Raw genomic sequence first — 16767 nt, forward strand, 5'->3', positions numbered from 1 at the left:
TAACCATCGTGATATCGGCAACTGCTGACAGGTTGGGCAATATCAAGCGCTTGTGCCATCATAGAGCCTTGTCGCACTACGCCACATCTGAGACCGCCGCCAGACCCTTCTCCGGCCGATCAGGTGCATCGTACACAGATCATGGGATGTTGCATGCATAAGTCTGCATTACTGCTTGGTACCTGCCTGCTTGGGCTTTCCCTGTCCGGCTGCGCTTTTCTCCAGGACAACCAGGAATCGCAATCCACCTCGTCGCCTGATGACGCCACTGCATCATCCGCGGAACCGTCAGCGGACATCCGTTACGCCGATTTCGAACCGGAAGAACTGTACCTGCTGCTTTCCGGCGAGATAGCCGCCCAACGGGGCCGATTCGACGTCACCCTTGTCAATTACATGAAGGCGGCACAGCAATCCCGCGATCTGGGCGTGATTGAGCGGACCATGCGCATTGCCCAGTCACTGAACGCCGATAACGCGCAGCAGAAACTGGCGGCGCTGTGGCTGGAGGTAGCCCCGGACAACATGCAGGCACATCGCATCTCCGCCATCCAGGCCGTGAAGAAGAACGAACTGGAGACCGCCCTGGGCCACATGGAAAAGATCATGGATCTGGGCGGCGACGCGGATTTTGACAGCCTTGCCGCGATGGCCGGAAACCTGCCGCCGGAACAACAGCAGGAACTGCTCGACTTATACCAGCAACTGGAGCAGCGCCACCCTGACAACCCGGAACTGCAATACAGCATTGCCCTTCTACTGAAGGTGACGGGCGAGCCCCAGCAAGCCCTCGCCAAACTGGAACCCCTTCTGGACAGCAAGCCGGATTTCCAGCCAGCACTGATACTCAAGGGCGACCTGCTCTACCAGACCAACCAGAAACAGCAGGCCCTGGATCACCTGAGGGCGAATACACGACAATTCCCCGACAATCGCCAGATGGGAACCCTCTACGGCCGCATGCTGATCGGCGAAGGTGAGCTGCAAACCGCCCAGAACGAATTCCGCCGGCTGGTTAACCGCTTCCCCGACGTTCCCGGCCTGCGGCTCTCCTACGCCCTGGTCGCGCTTGAAAACGATCAGATCGCGCTGGCCGAGGAGGAACTGACACGCCTGATCGAACAAGGCCACCACAGTGATGAGGCTCACTACTACCTGGGCCGGATTGCCGACGAGGAAAACGAAAACGAGCAGGCCATCGGCTACTACAGGAATGTCGAGAAAGGTAATTACTTTTTCCCGGCCCTGGCCCGTGCCAGCGAACTGATGGCGGAACAGGGAGAGCTGGATGAGGCCCTGGCCGACATTCGCGAGATCCGCAAGAACAACCCCGACCAGGACGAGAATTTCCGCCTGCTGGAAATCAATCTCCTGCTGGATCGGGATCATGACGAGCGAGCCCTTCAGGCGGCCAATGAAGCCCTGGAATCCTTCCCTGGCAATGTCCGCATTCGCTACGCCCGTGCCATGCTGCTCGACTCCATGGATAAGCCAGAGCAGGCCGAAGCCGATCTGAGAACAATCATCGAGGAACAGCCCGACAACGCCGTGGCACTCAACGCGCTGGGTTATATCCTTACCACCCGCACGGACCGACTCGATGAAGCCAGGGACTATATTGAGAGAGCCCTGGCCATCGATCCGGAGAACCCTGCCATACTCGATAGCATGGGCTGGGTACTGTATCTGCAGGGCAACACCGACGAGTCACTGAGCTATCTGTCACGTGCCTGGGAGGCCTACGCTGACCCGGAAGTAGCCGCTCATTACGGCGAAGCGCTCTGGCAAACCGGCAATCAGGAACAGGCCCGCTCGATCTGGAGAGAAGGCTTCGAGCAGGACCCGGACCACCCGATACTGACTGAAACTGTTGAAAGGCTGACCGGGGAGCCGTCCCTGTGAAATTATCGGTTATCGCGCTGACGTTCGCCGCCCTGGTTCTGAGCGGCTGTAGCTCACTGACAGTTGAACCACTTCCTGAAGGCCTGACTGAACAGCCACCGGCCGACTGGAGCAAGACCAGTGCCCGACTTGACCAGCTTCAGCACTGGGAACTGACCGGCAAACTCGCCGTTCGCCAGCCCTCGGACAGCGGCACCGCCGTCATCAACTACTGGAAACAGGACCGGGAAACGTACGAACTGGCGCTGTCATCATCGTTCCTCGGTATGGGCCGCACTACCCTTGAAGGCGTTCCCGGGTTCATCGAACTCACACTTCCCAACGGCGAGCGCTACCAGTCCGGCGACCCGGAGTCCCTGGTCAACGCCGCCACCGGCTGGCTGCTCCCCGTTGACAGCCTGGCCTGGTGGATACGGGGCCTGCCCGGCCCTGACGGGGACTTCCGGCTGTTCTTCGACGACAAGGGTCAACTGGCCGTCATACGCCAACTGGGCTGGGAGATCCGCTACGACCGCTGGCAAGCATTCATAGAGGGCTACCCTCATCTGCCCGCCCGTATCACGGCGGTCAAGGGCGAGAAGCGCGTGAGGGTGGTGGTTACCAGCTGGAACCAGACCGATGGAGACAGCCAGTGAACAGCCTGGTTCTGCCCTCCCCGGCAAAACTGAACCTCTTCCTGCATATTCTCGGGCGTCGACCGGATGGCTACCATGAACTGCAAACCCTGTTTCAGTTTCTGAATTATGGCGACACCCTGACCCTGACCGCACGCACCGATGGCAGAATCGTCCTTGAGCAACCCCTGCCCGGGGTGCCCGACGAGGAAAACCTGATTGTCCGTGCTGCGCGACAACTGGCGGCAACCGCAGGTCATACGACTCCCGGTGTCAGTATTGCAGTCGACAAGCAGTTGCCCATGGGCGGTGGCCTGGGTGGTGGCAGCTCCAATGCCGCCACCACACTGGTGGGGCTGAACCGCCTGTGGGGCCTGAACCGCTCCCTGGACGAGTTGGCTGAACTGGGCCTGTCCCTGGGTGCCGATGTGCCCGTATTCGTTCGCGGACATGCAGCCTGGGGCGAAGGCGTGGGCGAACGACTCACCGACGCCAACCCACCAGAAGACTGGTTTCTGGTTATAAAACCACCTTGCGATATAAGCACCAAAGAGATTTTTTCCGAGCAAGGGTTGACAAGGGATACCCCCGGAATCAAAATAGCGCCCGCTTTTGAGGGAGACGCCTCGAGGTACCGAAACGACTGTGAGGATGTAGTTCGAAGACTGTATCCTGAGGTTCATCAAAGCCTGGAGTGGCTTGCACAATTCGGACCTGCAAGATTAACCGGAACCGGGGCTTGCATATTTGGACGTTTCCCGACAGAATCCGCAGCCCGGATTATCTGGGAAAGCAAACCCTCCGGCATCACGGGGTTCGTAGCTCAAGGGGTGAACATTTCACCACTTCACAAAAAGCTGACAGAGCTGAAATGATGCCAAAAAAGCACGATACTGGGGTGTCGCCAAGTGGTAAGGCAACGGGTTTTGATCCCGTCATGCGCAGGTTCGAATCCTGCCACCCCAGCCACCTTTCTCCCGCTTCTTCTGAATCAAACGCCGATACCGAGAAGGATGCCGTCGTGTCCAAACTGATGATTTTTACTGGCAACGCCAACCCGGAGCTTGCCAAGGCCATCGCCCAGAAACTTCACATTCCCATGGGCCAGGCCACCGTTGGAACCTTCAGCGATGGTGAAACCACCGTTGAAATCAACGAAAATGTTCGCGGGCATGATGTCTTCATCATTCAGCCCACCTGCAACCCCACCAACGATAACCTGATGGAACTGATCGTGATGGCCGACGCACTGCGCCGTGCATCCGCCACCCGGGTTACCGCGGTTATCCCCTACTATGGCTATGCCCGCCAGGATCGCCGTGTTCGCTCCACCCGTGTTGCCATTAGTGCCAAAGTGGTTGCAGATATGATTTCCAGCATCGGCGTTGACAGGGTCCTGACCGTTGACCTCCACGCCGACCAGATCCAGGGCTTCTTCGACATTCCGGTGGACAATATCTACGCCACCCCGGTCATGCTTGAGGATATCGAGAAGCAGCGCTTTGAGAACTTCGTAGTGGTATCTCCTGACGTTGGCGGCGTTGTTCGTGCCCGCGCCGTTGCCAAGCGACTGGACGATGCCGACCTCGCCATCATCGACAAGCGCCGTCCCAAGGCCAACGTGTCGCAGGTCATGCACATCATCGGTGATGTAAAGGACAAAACCTGTATCCTGGTGGACGACATCATCGACACCGCCGGCACGCTTTGCAAAGCCGCCAACGCTCTTAAGGAGCATGGTGCCGCCAGCGTGGTCGCCTACATCACCCACCCCGTCCTTTCAGGCCCGGCTGTTGACAACCTCAACGCCTCCGAATTGGACGAACTGGTTGTCTGCGACACCATCCCACTGGGTGACAAAGCGCGTAATTGTGATAAGATCCGCATCCTCACTATGGCTGGGCTGCTTGCGGAATCCATTCGTCGCGTCAGCAACGAAGAGTCCATCAGCGCGATGTTTGAGAACGCCTGATCAGCTAACCACCTGATTTAGTGAAAAGAATCCAGACCGGGAGCCCAGTGGGCTCCCGGTCTGTTTAGTCCGCCGGAAAACAGCCGGCATATCGAAAATATCACCGGTTCAGGACCTGGTCGCGGGCCGCTCTGGTGAAAATTGAGGTTATAACCATGTCTCAGGAATTTCTTATCGAAGCATTTCCTCGTGGCGATCAGGGGAGAGGTGCGAGCCGCCGCCTGCGTCGTGAGGAGCGTAAAATTCCGGCCATCATTTATGGCGGGAAGAAAGAAGCCGTTTCGATTTCCATCTGGCACAACGAGCTGAAAAAAGCTCTGGAAAACGAAGCCTTCTTCTCACACATTCTGACCATCGAACTGGAAGGCAAGAAAGAAAGCGTGATCCTGAAGGATCTGCAGCGTCACCCGTACAAGCCGCTGCTGACCCACGCTGACTTCCTGCGCGTTGACAAGGATCACGAAATCCACGTTAACGTACCGCTGCACTTCCTGAACGAAGAAACTGCACCGGCCATCAAGCTCCAGGGCGGCGTTGCCAACCACCAGATCAACGAAGTAGAAGTGATCTGTCTGCCGCAGAACCTGCCTGAGTTCCTCGAAGTCGACATGACTGCCGTGGAGATGGACCAGGTTGTTCACCTGAGCGACCTCAAACTGCCGAAAGGCGTTCGTATTGCGGCTCTGCTGCAGGGTGAAGACCACGACCTGCCAGTCGTTGCAATCCACAAGCCGCGCGCTGCCAAGACAGAAGATACTGACGAAGGCGAAGACGGCGAAGCGGGTGAAGAAGGCGAAGACAAGGAGTAATCGCTCCTGTACGAATGAGGGCAACGGCAGATGGCACAGGATATCCTCATGGTGGTGGGACTGGGTAACCCCGGCCCCGACTATGCGAATACCCGCCACAACGCCGGTGCCCTGTTCGTGGAAGCACTGGCCCGTGAAACGGGCCAGTCGCTCCGCCCCGAAAAGAAATACCACGGGCTCTACGCCCGAATTCAGCTTCAGGGTCTCGACCTGCACCTGCTGAACCCTTCCACGTATATGAACCGCAGTGGCCTCTCCATCAAGGCACTGGCGGACTTCTTCAAGATTCAGCCCCAACAGATTCTGGTTGCCCACGACGAGCTCGATCTGCCCCCGGGTACCGCCAAGCTAAAAAAAGGCGGCGGCCATGGCGGACACAACGGCCTGCGGGACACCATTGCTCACCTCGGCACCAACGACTTCCAGCGCCTGCGCATCGGCATCGGCCACCCCGGCGACAGCCGCCAGGTCACAGGCTATGTTCTCGGCCGCCTGGGCAAACGGGAAACCGAAGAACTCAACGCCCTGATCGACGAAATCATTCGCGTACTGCCGGACGCTGCCAGCGGCAAACTTCCCGCTGCGATGAATCGCTTGCACAGCTTCAAACCGGTATAATCCGCCCAAATTTTCCAGCACCAGCAGAGGCATTCCATGGGATTTAACTGCGGCATCGTCGGCCTTCCCAACGTCGGCAAATCCACCCTGTTCAACGCACTGACCAAATCCGGTATTGGCGCGGAAAACTTCCCCTTCTGCACCATTGAGCCTAACGCCGGCGTCGTGGCCATGCCCGACCCCCGCCTCAACAAGCTCGCTGACATCGTAAAGCCGGAAAAGGTGGTGGCAACCACAATGGAATTCGTGGATATCGCCGGCCTGGTAGAAGGTGCCTCGAAAGGCGAAGGCTTGGGCAACCAGTTCCTGGCCAACATCCGCCAGACCGACGCCATTGCCCATGTGGTGCGTTGCTTCGAGGACGACAACGTCATTCACGTCGCCAACAAGATTGACCCGGCGTCGGATATCGAAATCATCAACACAGAACTGGCCCTGGCCGATCTGGAAACCGTCGAGAAAGCCATCAAACGGGTTCAGCGAGTCGCAAAGAGCGGCGACAAAGAGGCCAAAGCTCAGCTTGAAGTCTTCGACACCCTGCTTCCCGTGCTGAACGAAGGCAAACCGGTTCGCAGCATGAATCTCGACAAAGAGAAGATGGCACTGATCCGCGAACTCTGCCTGCTCACCGTAAAGCCAACCATGTACATCGCCAACGTCAGCGAAGACGGGTTCGAGAATAACCCTCACCTGGACACCGTGAAAAAGATTGCGGAATCCGAGAACGCAGTTGTGGTGCCTATCTGCAACAAGATAGAAGCCGAAATCTCCGAACTGGAAGACGACGAAAAATCCATGTTCCTGGAAGAAATGGGCATGGACGAGCCTGGCCTGGACCGGGTCATTCGCGGCGGCTATGGCCTGCTGAACCTTCAGACCTACTTTACCGCCGGGGTGAAGGAAGTCCGCGCCTGGACGGTGAAAGTGGGCGCTACCGCACCACAGGCGGCAGGCGTGATCCATACCGACTTCGAACGCGGCTTCATCCGCGCCGAAGTGGTGAGCTACGATGACTTCGTCAAGTACAACGGCGAAGCCGGAGCCAAGGAAGCCGGCAAGTGGCGCCTTGAGGGCAAGGAATACATCGTCCAGGACGGTGACGTTGTCCACTTTCGGTTCAATGTCTGACCGCGCTGGAGCGTTCTGACGGTGAGCCTCGTGCCCGCATGCTGCAGTACCCCGGATGACCGGTGGCCCTGGCCGCAATCGTTGCCAGGGCTTGAGCTGATCAGCCTGGACTTTGACCCCGATAACCTCAAACCGGACGACTTTACGATCAGTGACATCGTCCCACCACCGTCGGTGGAAAGGGCTGTTGCCAAACGCCAGGCGGAATACCTGGCTGGCCGTTTCTGCGCCCGCGAAGGCTTACTGCGCGCCACGGGGCAACCGGTGGTGCCAGCCCTCGGCGATGACCGGGCGCCGGTATGGCCAACTGGGTGCGTGGGCTCGATCACCCACACCCAGGGTTGGGCTGCGGCGGTTATCGGCCAGCAACAGGACTACGCCGGAATTGGCCTGGACGCGGAAGTCATCATGCCCGATGAACGCGCCCTGCCGCTTTGCCGGCAAATCCTGATCCCTTCAGAGCAGACACGGTTTCGTTCGGAACTGGCCAATCATGCAGGGCATTTCATCACTCTGGTGTTCTGCCTCAAGGAAACGCTCTTCAAGGCGCTGTATCCGCTGGTTCAGAAGCGCTTCTACTTCGAGCACGCGGAAGTGCTGTCATGGGACCCGGATGGCACAGCACGATTGCGCCTGCTCACCCACCTTTCCGAACAGTGGCCTACGAATACGGAACTGGAAGCCCGGTTCGTGCAGGAGCACGACCGCCTGATCAGCCTGATCGTGGTTCCCGCCAACCACCACAATTGATAACCATTACCATTTGAGATAGGATCACGGTTTCTCTCAATCTCCCGCCAGAGGCACTATGTTTAAACTGGACGCCGTCAGTTGGCAGATCAATGGAAAGACCCTGCTCCATCCGATCGACCTGACCATTAAGCATGGTCAGGTGGTTGGGCTGATCGGGCACAACGGCTCCGGAAAATCCACGCTGGTAAAACTGCTCGCCCGCCAACTGACGCCGACATCAGGCCAGGTTTCCCTTGAGGGTAAACCGTTGGAATCGTGGGGCGACAAACCCCTGGCGAGGCAGATCGCTTACCTGCCGCAACAGCTGCCACCGACAGAAGGCCTGCGTGTTATCGATCTGATACGTTTCGGCCGCTACCCCTGGCATGGCGCACTCGGACGCTTTTCCGCCGAAGACCGGGCCCAGGTGAACCGAGCCATGGCACTGACGGATACGGAACAGTTTGCCCACCGCAACGTCGATGAACTGTCTGGGGGCGAGCGCCAGCGGGTCTGGCTGGCCATGCTGATCGCCCAGAACGCCCGGTATCTGCTGCTGGACGAACCCACTTCCGCACTTGATATTGCCCACCAGGTGGAAGTCCTGTCTCTGGTTCGCAACCTGGGCAGGGAGCTGGACATGGGTGTCGTTGTGGTTCTGCACGACATCAATATGGCCGCCACCTACTGTGACCACCTGGTCGCACTCCACAGCGGAAAGTTACTGACGCAGGGTGCGCCCAAAGAGCTGATGAACACCAGCACACTGGAATCCATCTACGGTATTTCCATGTCTGTCATGCCTCACCCTCATAATGATGGGGCACACATTGCCATCGCCTGAACCCCGCCGTTTGGTACCCTGACGCTTTTAAACCGATTGGTTGTTCTGCTCAGGCCTGCTCGACCAGGCTTTCCGGAAGCTGGGCCCCTTTAGGCGGTTTATCAATATGGGGACAATTCTCACACAGCGCCAGCTCCGGCAGCCGGTAACGGATACAACACTGACGCCGCTGACGCAGGGGCGAAGGCCCGGATGAGCGTTCCACATAGCGTACCGGGCTGAACATCGGGTTTTTGCCACCATCCGGGCGGCGCTCTGATTCAATCAGCCGTTTGCCGTCAGCAAGCATCTCCGCCGGCAATCCAAGGCCAGCCATGGCATGAACCAACCACTCAACATAATTGGCGGCATTGTTCCACAACACCTTCCTGGACAGCTTTACCTGCTGGTTCCAGCCCTCGATAAGTGGTTCGAAGTTGCCGTCCAGCAGCTCCTTAAAGCGTTCGAAAGGCCCTTCGGGCTTGCTCGCAAAGGGCTGTCCCTCATGGGGTAGCCGGAAGGCTTCCGGCAAGCCGTCATCCCCCAGAATCACCTCAAGCTTGTCGAGTGCCACTGGCAGCTCATGCCCCAGCACCATGTTCGCCGCCACAGTCGGCACGATCAGCTTCACGAAGTATGTGCGGGACCACTGGGAAACCAATGCCCGCCTGTCATCACCTGGCTGAAAGCGGCGATAATGTTCCAACAGCCACGCCAGGCCATCGGTGGTTATCAGTTCCCGGACAGGAATTGCTGGCCGCGGATCATCCGGCAGAACCAGTATGTCCCGGTAATGTTCGAAATCCCCGACGAACAGGGGGGCAAGCGCACGAATAGTCATGAATCAGGCTGCGTAAAGCTGTTTGAGAGGAAGGAACCTAACACATCGAAGACCGTTCAAAGAAGCGCTCCCGCGAAAGTGACATGAGCGCGGCTCGTTTGTGGGGGAAATCAAAATCCCGGACCCGATCAAAGCCGGTATTCTGAAGGTGGTGAATCATACGGTCGTTGTCGGACCGAGGTTCGGAGACGATACGCTGTGTCCGGGGTTCATCCAGAAACAGGTAGTGCACCAGGGACGGCAGCCAGCACGCCACTTTGTGGGGGCCACGGTGGTGATCCTCCCCGACCAGCATGTGGATGCCACGATCATGCAATCCGGCCTCACAATGGGGCCCGATACGATCTTCCTGGGCCCAATAGACATCGAAAAAACCAAACGGTTCGTCATCAAAACAGCCGATCAGTTGCAGGCAATGGGGGTCCTTCGCGAGGACCTCCAGATGCCTGCGATGCTCTTCCAGCGACCCGCTCTCCTCCCAGAAATACTCGACCCTGGGGGAGTTCTGCCAACGATTGAAGCGCGCCAGGTCTTCCCGGATATCCAACGTACGAAAAGAAATCCAACTGCACAACTGGGTATCATGGCGGCGGTACACCTCGCCAACGGGTTTTTGCGGTCGTATCGGAACACCCGGGTTTTCCAAAGTATCTGCTGTACTCACGTTACCTCCTCCCGAAGCGCCGGGTTCTGTGGATTGCTGGAAAGCCCATGCCCCTCGGCCATTGCAACGACGACTTTCCTGGGGCCGGCGAAGGGTTCCCGCGCATGGGCCATCAACATATTGTCCAGCATCAGGATGTCGCCACTGCGCCACGGGAAGACCACGCGACATTCATCCAGAACACCCCGGACTTCCTCCAGGGCGGAGGACTCAATGGCGCCGCCATCGCCGTAGTAAACGTTTCTGGGCAGATTGTCCTCGCCCACGGTTTCCAGCAGGATCGCCTGCATTTCCTCATCCAGCGCCGACAAGTGGAACAGGTGCGCCTGATTGAACCACACCTTGTCGCCGGTACGGGGATGACGGGCAACTGCCTGACAGCGCTGAGCCGTGCGCAGACAACCATCGTCTTTCCAGGTTACGTCAATACCCTGCCGTCGGCAGAAAACCTCAACCGCTTCGGCACTGTCGGTGTTGAACACCTGTTGCCAATCCACATCAAGGCCGTTGCCATAGTTGCGAACGTAAGTCAGCCCCCGCTCACTGAAACGCCGGCGCAGGGCCGGATCGATCCGGCGATAGACCTCTCGGCTGTCCGCGATGGGGGTCTCCCCGCCCTGCTCGGCCGCCCGAGCACAATAGAACCAGATCCGCATTGGCCACTCGGTGGTATAGGCCTGCTCGTTATGCAGTGGAATGCTTCTGTGAGCCGGATACTCCGTTGAGGTATAAACACCTTTTCCGGTCACCTGGCTGCGGGGCGTTGAACCAAACTCGTAACTGAGCAGCGGATGACCAAAAGAACCGGAAAACGACTGGAAGCCCTCAACGCCGGGCGCTGAAAAGCCGCGAAACAGGATGGCACCGTCTTTTTCCAGTCGGTGCTCGACCAGCTCCCGAATTGCTCCAGCAACCTGCTCCAGGCCGGTATCCGGCGTGAGCGGGCTGACCTTGAGCGGAACACCGTCCTCGATGGCCAACGCCTCAGGCGCTGTTCTGGCCGTGATGGAATTCATCGGCTTCAACCTCCGGCCATCGCATCCTGCAGGCTTTTGGGACGCATATCCGTCCACGCTTCACGGATGTGCGCGAGACACGAGGCCTTATCCCCCTCCACGCCTATCGCTTTCCAGCCTTCGGGAATGGGTTTGTAGCTCGGCCAGATGGAGTATTGCTCTTCGTGGTTAATGACAACCTGAAAAATGGTGCTCTCGCTATCGAAACTCATGACGTACCTCGCCTGACCTGTAACTCTAGGGGCAGACCGCCCCTCCCATACTCTCCAAGACGAACGGGACACCCGGAAATTTAGGGCGACGGCCTGTCTGAGCCCATCCCGTTCATCACATCAATCATCTGCTTCATGATGACGGTGGCGGTCAGCGGCCCACCAAACGACCAGTAGTTGGTTGCCAGGAAGCCGTAGCGATGCTTCCGCGCCGCCGGCAGAGCTCGCCAGAGCGGAGATTCAAACATCGGTGCTCCACTGAAATTGCCGATCATGAAGATATGGGCATCGGGTGCCTGGGCAAGCGCGTGGATTTCAATCCGCTGGTGGATGGTGTGGCTTTCCCGCAATGGCCAGGGATTGGTGCCGCCCAGCCGGTTCGCCAGGCTGACGACCAACGTCTGTTCATTCGAAACAATAAACAGCCCCTGCTCTGCCAATGGGTAAAGCACTGCGATGGGCTCTCCGGCCATCCCCCTTTTACGAGCCACCCGCCTTCCCTTATCCAGGACCTGTTCCAGCCGGGCAACAACCACCTCCGCCTCAGCCTCTCTCCCTGTCAGGGCCGCCAGGTGCCCCAGAATCGCCTTTCCAACGTCTACGGCATCCCGGGGTGACGTTTCCAGGGAGACCCGATACATCACTGTGGGCGCCAGCCGGTCAAGGCGGTCAAATAGGCTGACATGGAGGCTGGACACACCCAGAATCAGGTCCGGCTGCAGGCTGACCAAACGTTCCAGGTTGGGTTGTTGCGGCGTTCCCAGGGATTCCACGCCATCCAGACTGTCAGCCAGAGGCTTGCCCTGCCAGCGATAGCTGTCCGGGTTGGCAACACCCACCGGCTGTATACCCAGCGCCAGCAGAATCTCCGTGGTGAGATCATCCAGACTGACGATCCGCAGAGGCTCGTCGGGAATCGTCTCTGACTGCGCGGCCACGATAGGCTTCGGTGGTTCGGCGTTGGCGACCAGAGATACGAGGCAGAGTGCAATGGCTGCAATTAACGTCATTCCGGCTCTCATGCTTTACGAAAGTAGGTTCGGGTCAGGAGCACCAGGAAAATCGGCGCCCCTATGGTGGCGGTCATCACACCAAGTGGCACGTCCAGCGGTGACAACAATCGCTGCCCCCCCACATCCGCCAGGATCAGCAAAACCGCGCCCATCAATGGCGTCACGATCAGCCGATCCCGATAGCCATAGAAGCCCAGCAACCGCACAGCATGAGGCACCAGCAGCCCAACAAAAGCCACCGGCCCAAGCACACTGACAGCCGCAGCAATCATGAAACTGGCCAGCACAAGCAGTAGCAGGCGTTTACGGGCGGCGCCCACACCCAGACTGTCCGCGACCCCATCTCCCAGGGCCAGCAGGGCCAGCCACCGACGCGCCAACATCGCCAGCACCAGGCCGATGCACAACCAGGGCAACAACACCCATACATCACCCCAGGTAGTGGCGTAGCTGCTTCCAGCCATCCAGATCAGCGCGAGCGTTATGTTCAGGGAGTGAAAGCCAATCAACAGGCTGGTGAGCCCCGCAGCAACACCGGTCAGAGCGAAGCCTGCCAGAATCAGCCGCAAGGGCTCGAGACCATGACGAACGTTGAGCAGAATGACGACGGTCAGTGCCACGGTCGCCCCAAGCCAGGCGAAGGGCAGGCGCCAGCCCGGTGCGAGTTCGGGCAGTAGCATGATCCCGGCCAACACCGCCAGTGCGGACATCTGGCTGACCCCCAACACACTGGGACTCGCCAGTGGGTTGCGGGTTACTCCCTGTAGAATCAGACCACTGGAGGCAAACAAGGCGCCCCCGGCGGCATCCACCATCAGCCGGGGCAACCGCAGGTCCAGCAACTGCCAGGCCACTCCATCCCCCGCCAATAGCATGGTCAGGCTGATGGCGTCGCCACCTAGCACGCCATAACCCAGCCCACCGCCCAGCATCATCGTCAATATCACCACGATCGCGACGGCGGAGAGCTTTTTCCCGGTAGGCTCCCCTGACCCCAGGGCTGCCTGAACCGGAAACTGGCGGCTGCGGGTCAATCGCAACAACAGCATGACCGCGACGCCGCCAAGAACCGCCGACAAGGTCGCCAAAGGCAGTTCCATCACCTCCGCCACAGCAGCCACCACAACATCCGCGGACAACGTCAGGACCCCGCCCCAAAGCGCAGCCAGCGGCAGCAACCGTGATGGCCAGTGTACGCCAAATCCGTAGCGCACCAGGTTCGGCGCAACCAGACCAATGAACCCCAGCGGCCCGGCGATATGAATTGCCAGTGCGGTCAGCAGAGTGCCTATCAGGATAACCACCGTTTTAAGCATGCGGGGTGACAGCCCCAGCACCCGCATCTGGGCATCTCCCAACAGAGCCATGTTCAGCGGTCGCCGCAGCAACGCAAGAGCGAGCAGCAATGGCGGCACCATCGACAGTGCCAGTTGCACCCGGGCCCAACCGAACTGGCTGAGTGACCCGGTGTCCCAGATCGCCACCACAAAGGCCGCCCGTTCATTGAGGGTGAGCAACAGCGTCAACAGGGCGTAAAGGATCTGTGCCATGGCCATGCCGGCCAACACCAGGCGCAGCGGCGTCGTACGACTGCCGCCGGCGAAAAAGAACGTCAGCATCGCGGCCACAAGACCACCCAGGAAGACCAGCGGCAGGGCAAACGCCGCTGGCAGCATCATCCCCAGGATGACCCCAAACTGGGCGCCCGCCGTGATACCAAGTAGATCCGGCGACACCAGCGGATTGCGGGTAATCAACTGCATCAGGGCGCCGGCAATACCCAATCCCGCACCGACGATCAGGCCTGCAATAACTCGGGGTAACTGTGCCCACCAGAGCAGCAGGCCATCGAGGGACGGTGACGACTGCCATGGGGTCAACCAGGCACCGGCCTCCGGCATCGGATAACGGAAAAAGCCCTGCCATAACAGCAGGGCTATCAAGGCCAGGGTTCCCGCCCCGGTCGCCAGCCACAGTCGGCGGTTCGTCGCCTTGACCTGGCCACCTTCAATTTGCTGATTCACCGCAGTCACACCAACATCCATTCATCAGGGTGCAGAGAATCCGGCGATGGCATCGGCAGCCGCAGGAAGGCACGGCCGCCGTCAGCACATCGCCGGCTCAGGCACTACCAGTTATAGGAAACCGTGCCCTGAACGGTGCGCTCAGCGCCATAGTAGCAACGCGAAGCATTGTTACATTCGCCGACGTATTCCTCGTCAAACAGGTTGTGGACGTTCACGCGGGTCTCCCAACCGTTAAGGAATTGGTAGGCCAGAGCCAGGTCCACCAGAGTGACATCGTCGGTCTCCAGTCGTGACGGGTAGGCGAGATTATCTTGATCTGGGTAAGCATAGGACTCACCCACATAACGCACACCGACGCCAGCTTCCACGCCACGCAACAGGTCCTCGAAGAATTTGTAGTTGGCCCAGAGCGAAGCCTGGTTGCGCGGGACGCCCACGACCTGCCTACCCTCATAGCGAGGGAAGGATTCATCTTCGACGATCTTTGCGTCGGTGTAGGTGTAGGTGGCCAGCAGGCTCAGGTTCTCGTTGATGTCGCTGTTGAGTTCAAACTCGACACCCTCGGACTCCGTACGGCCGACGTTCCGATAGGCACCAATGGAACCGTCATAATTGACGTCGTCCTTCTTGACAATATCAAACGCCGAAACGGTCACCAGCGTATCCAAGCCCGGCGGCTGGTACTTGAAGCCGGCTTCATACTGCCGACCTGTGATCGGTTCCAGGGCTTCATTATCCGTCGTAGTCTGGCGAGCTGGCACAAACGAAGTGGAATAGCTGAGGTAAGGCGAAAGGCCAAAATCAAACTCGTACATCAGGCCGGCCTGCCATGTGAACTCCTTGTCGTTGAAGTCGAAGTCCTCGCCTCCCGGCAGACGATTATCAAATTCAGTTTCGGCGTAATCAAAACGCCCTCCCAGTAGCCCGATCAGGTTACCGACCCGACTCTGCACCTGTGCATAAACACCAGCCAGGTTCTGAATTTCCTCACCGTCGCTGGAGGTGGTCGGGGTACCCGGGATCCGGGCCCAAACCGGGTCATAGATGTTGATAAATTGAATATCGCTGAAACCGACATCCTGGGTCTGATCAAAACTGGTGCGATCAAAGCTCACACCGGCAAGCCAGGTGTTTTCGGTAGCGCCGATCTGCAGATCTCCAACCAGTTGGTTGTCGATGGAATAGGTACGCGACTCATTAAACCGGTCACGGCCATACGCACCCACGAAATCATCAAACCCATCCCCAGGGAACCCCCACCAGACTTCCTTGCGCTCAACACGGGAACGCAGGTAACGGGCGTTCTGCCGGAAGGTCAGGTCAGAATTGAACTGGTGCTCGTATTCATAGCCCAGTGACCAGACCTCACGATCAAAGGTATCCCACTCCGGATGACCAAGATTGGTGGACGGGTCGATTTGACCGGCGGGGTGATCCAACACGGTTCCGCCTGCCGGTAGCCCCAACTGAATTTCGGTATCGTCTTTCTGATAGGAGACCAGCAGTGTCAGGGTGTCCTGATCGGTCAGTTTCAGGGTCATGGACGGTGCAAAGTAAAGCCGGTCGTCCGGCACGCTGTCGGTCTGGGTATCGGATCGCCGGCTCAGGAACACCATGCGCCCCAGCACCTTGCCATCATCGGTCATCGCACCGGAAATATCAGCGGATACCTGTTTGCGGTCATGGGTGCCGTAGCTCAGGTTTACCTGGCCCTGATCGGTCTCAGTGGGACGCTTGCTCACCAGGTTCACCAGTCCGCCCGGCACGTTCTCACCGTACAGTACGGAAGTGGGGCCCTTGAACACCTCAACCCGCTCAAGCCCGAAGGGCTCTGCCGAGGTGGAGTAGGCGTTGGGCTGAACCCTGAGGCCATCGCGGTAGGTACCGTAGCCGTAGTCGCGCTGGTTCATACCGCGAATATAGAAAATGTCACCGGCAAGACCATCACCGACCGGGAACTTGGTCGAGGAAACACCCGGCATGTAGTAGAGAATATCGGACAACGTCTGGGCATTCTGGTCTTCGATGCGCTCCCTGGTAGCAACGGAAACCGACCGCGGTGTTTCAGCCAGCGGCGTGTTCGTCTTGGTCGCCGTCAGGCTTCGTTCCGCCTCGTAGCCATAGTCAGGTCCCTGCGGCCCTTCCCTCTCAGCGGTGACCTGAATTTCCTCGAGTTCCGTTGCGTTATTCTCGTCCTGGGCAAAGGCGTGGCCAGAGGTGCCTACTGCAGCCGCAAGCAGACTGATTCGGAAGGCGGATAAGCCGTTTTCCTTAAACGTCATAACTGATTCCCTACTGAATGTGACAAAAGCGCCAAAACCCGGCGCCTTACCTGAAGCTGAAGCTATCTTAAGTATATTTAATTTTAAACTCAACGATAACAATTCCTATTTACA

Annotated in this window: 15 protein-coding genes, 1 tRNA gene and 1 pseudogene; 10 read left to right on the forward strand and 7 right to left on the reverse strand. The window is 58.6% G+C overall.

Annotated features, from left to right (window positions below; genetic code table 11):
• The first annotated feature begins 153 nt into the window (after positions 1-153).
• From JJO78_RS06810 to JJO78_RS06855, 10 genes are all read left to right on the forward strand, one after another.
• On the forward strand, positions 154-1902 hold the full coding sequence (locus JJO78_RS06810; RefSeq protein WP_075196006.1) for a tetratricopeptide repeat protein: 1749 nt from the start codon (positions 154-156) through the stop codon (positions 1900-1902).
• On the forward strand, positions 1899-2537 hold the full coding sequence (gene lolB / locus JJO78_RS06815) for a lipoprotein insertase outer membrane protein LolB (RefSeq protein ID WP_075196007.1): 639 nt from the start codon (positions 1899-1901) through the stop codon (positions 2535-2537). The genes JJO78_RS06810 and lolB overlap by 4 nt, the downstream gene beginning before the upstream one ends.
• Positions 2534-3391, forward strand: coding sequence for a 4-(cytidine 5'-diphospho)-2-C-methyl-D-erythritol kinase (ispE, locus tag JJO78_RS06820; RefSeq protein ID WP_075196008.1), 858 nt, complete (start codon positions 2534-2536; stop codon positions 3389-3391). The genes lolB and ispE overlap by 4 nt, the downstream gene beginning before the upstream one ends.
• Positions 3392-3410: 19 nt before the next feature.
• Positions 3411-3485: transfer RNA gene (locus tag JJO78_RS06825), tRNA-Gln, on the forward strand.
• A gap of 52 nt (positions 3486-3537) precedes the next feature.
• Positions 3538-4488, forward strand: a complete 951-nt coding sequence (locus JJO78_RS06830; protein ID WP_036205696.1) for a ribose-phosphate diphosphokinase — start codon at positions 3538-3540, stop codon at positions 4486-4488.
• 155 nt (positions 4489-4643) lie between these two features.
• Positions 4644-5297: a 50S ribosomal protein L25/general stress protein Ctc gene (locus JJO78_RS06835; RefSeq protein WP_036205694.1), complete on the forward strand. Its 654-nt coding sequence runs from the start codon at positions 4644-4646 to the stop codon at positions 5295-5297.
• Positions 5298-5327: 30 nt separating this feature from the next.
• The gene (pth, locus tag JJO78_RS06840) at positions 5328-5915 is read left to right on the forward strand and encodes an aminoacyl-tRNA hydrolase (RefSeq protein WP_041333474.1); all 588 of its coding nucleotides are present in this window, start codon (positions 5328-5330) and stop codon (positions 5913-5915) included.
• A gap of 36 nt (positions 5916-5951) precedes the next feature.
• Positions 5952-7043 (forward strand): redox-regulated ATPase YchF, encoded by a 1092-nt coding sequence (ychF, locus tag JJO78_RS06845; protein ID WP_075196009.1) that lies wholly within the window; start codon positions 5952-5954, stop codon positions 7041-7043.
• A 21-nt stretch (positions 7044-7064) separates the two neighbouring features.
• A complete protein-coding gene (locus JJO78_RS06850; RefSeq protein ID WP_075196010.1) occupies positions 7065-7793 on the forward strand; it encodes a 4'-phosphopantetheinyl transferase family protein in 729 nt (242 codons plus the stop codon).
• A 58-nt stretch (positions 7794-7851) separates the two neighbouring features.
• Entirely contained in the window at positions 7852-8619 is a 768-nt protein-coding gene (locus JJO78_RS06855; RefSeq protein WP_075196011.1) for an ATP-binding cassette domain-containing protein, read from the forward strand.
• 49 nt (positions 8620-8668) lie between these two features.
• Here JJO78_RS06855 and fhuF read toward each other — a convergent pair whose 3' ends face one another.
• From fhuF to JJO78_RS06890, 7 genes and pseudogenes are all read right to left on the reverse strand, one after another.
• On the reverse strand, positions 8669-9439 hold the full coding sequence (fhuF, locus tag JJO78_RS06860) for a siderophore-iron reductase FhuF (protein ID WP_075196012.1): 771 nt from the start codon (positions 9437-9439) through the stop codon (positions 8669-8671).
• A 37-nt stretch (positions 9440-9476) separates the two neighbouring features.
• Positions 9477-10067 (reverse strand): annotated as a pseudogene (locus JJO78_RS06865) (GNAT family N-acetyltransferase); the annotation flags it as partial.
• A gap of 32 nt (positions 10068-10099) precedes the next feature.
• The gene (locus JJO78_RS06870) at positions 10100-11119 is read right to left on the reverse strand and encodes a TauD/TfdA family dioxygenase (RefSeq protein ID WP_075196013.1); all 1020 of its coding nucleotides are present in this window, start codon (positions 11117-11119) and stop codon (positions 10100-10102) included.
• Positions 11120-11124: 5 nt separating this feature from the next.
• Positions 11125-11331, reverse strand: a complete 207-nt coding sequence (locus JJO78_RS06875) for an MbtH family protein (RefSeq protein WP_075196014.1) — start codon at positions 11329-11331, stop codon at positions 11125-11127.
• An 80-nt stretch (positions 11332-11411) separates the two neighbouring features.
• Complete coding sequence (locus JJO78_RS06880) at positions 11412-12341, reverse strand: iron-siderophore ABC transporter substrate-binding protein (RefSeq protein ID WP_075196015.1); 930 nt, start codon at positions 12339-12341, stop codon at positions 11412-11414.
• An 8-nt stretch (positions 12342-12349) separates the two neighbouring features.
• Positions 12350-14356, reverse strand: coding sequence for an iron ABC transporter permease (locus tag JJO78_RS06885; protein WP_407716493.1), 2007 nt, complete (start codon positions 14354-14356; stop codon positions 12350-12352).
• Positions 14357-14472: 116 nt separating this feature from the next.
• Entirely contained in the window at positions 14473-16653 is a 2181-nt protein-coding gene (locus tag JJO78_RS06890) for a TonB-dependent siderophore receptor (RefSeq protein WP_273623157.1), read from the reverse strand.
• Between the last annotated feature and the right edge of the window lie 114 nt (positions 16654-16767).

Origin of the sequence: Marinobacter sp. DS40M6 (assembly GCF_028581595.1) — a bacterium.
Taxonomy (GTDB): Bacteria; Pseudomonadota; Gammaproteobacteria; order Pseudomonadales; family Oleiphilaceae; genus Marinobacter; species Marinobacter salarius.

Coding starts and splice junctions, on each gene's coding strand:
- JJO78_RS06810 (WP_075196006.1), top strand. CDS start 154: ATGCATAAGTCTGCATTACTGCTTGGTACCTGCCTGCTTGGGCTTTCC.
- JJO78_RS06835 (WP_036205694.1), top strand. CDS start 4,644: ATGTCTCAGGAATTTCTTATCGAAGCATTTCCTCGTGGCGATCAGGGG.
- pth (WP_041333474.1), top strand. CDS start 5,328: ATGGCACAGGATATCCTCATGGTGGTGGGACTGGGTAACCCCGGCCCC.
- ychF (WP_075196009.1), top strand. CDS start 5,952: ATGGGATTTAACTGCGGCATCGTCGGCCTTCCCAACGTCGGCAAATCC.
- JJO78_RS06855 (WP_075196011.1), top strand. CDS start 7,852: ATGTTTAAACTGGACGCCGTCAGTTGGCAGATCAATGGAAAGACCCTG.
- fhuF (WP_075196012.1), bottom strand. CDS start 9,439: ATGACTATTCGTGCGCTTGCCCCCCTGTTCGTCGGGGATTTCGAACAT.
- JJO78_RS06870 (WP_075196013.1), bottom strand. CDS start 11,119: ATGAATTCCATCACGGCCAGAACAGCGCCTGAGGCGTTGGCCATCGAG.
- JJO78_RS06875 (WP_075196014.1), bottom strand. CDS start 11,331: ATGAGTTTCGATAGCGAGAGCACCATTTTTCAGGTTGTCATTAACCAC.
- JJO78_RS06880 (WP_075196015.1), bottom strand. CDS start 12,341: ATGACGTTAATTGCAGCCATTGCACTCTGCCTCGTATCTCTGGTCGCC.
- JJO78_RS06890 (WP_273623157.1), bottom strand. CDS start 16,653: ATGACGTTTAAGGAAAACGGCTTATCCGCCTTCCGAATCAGTCTGCTT.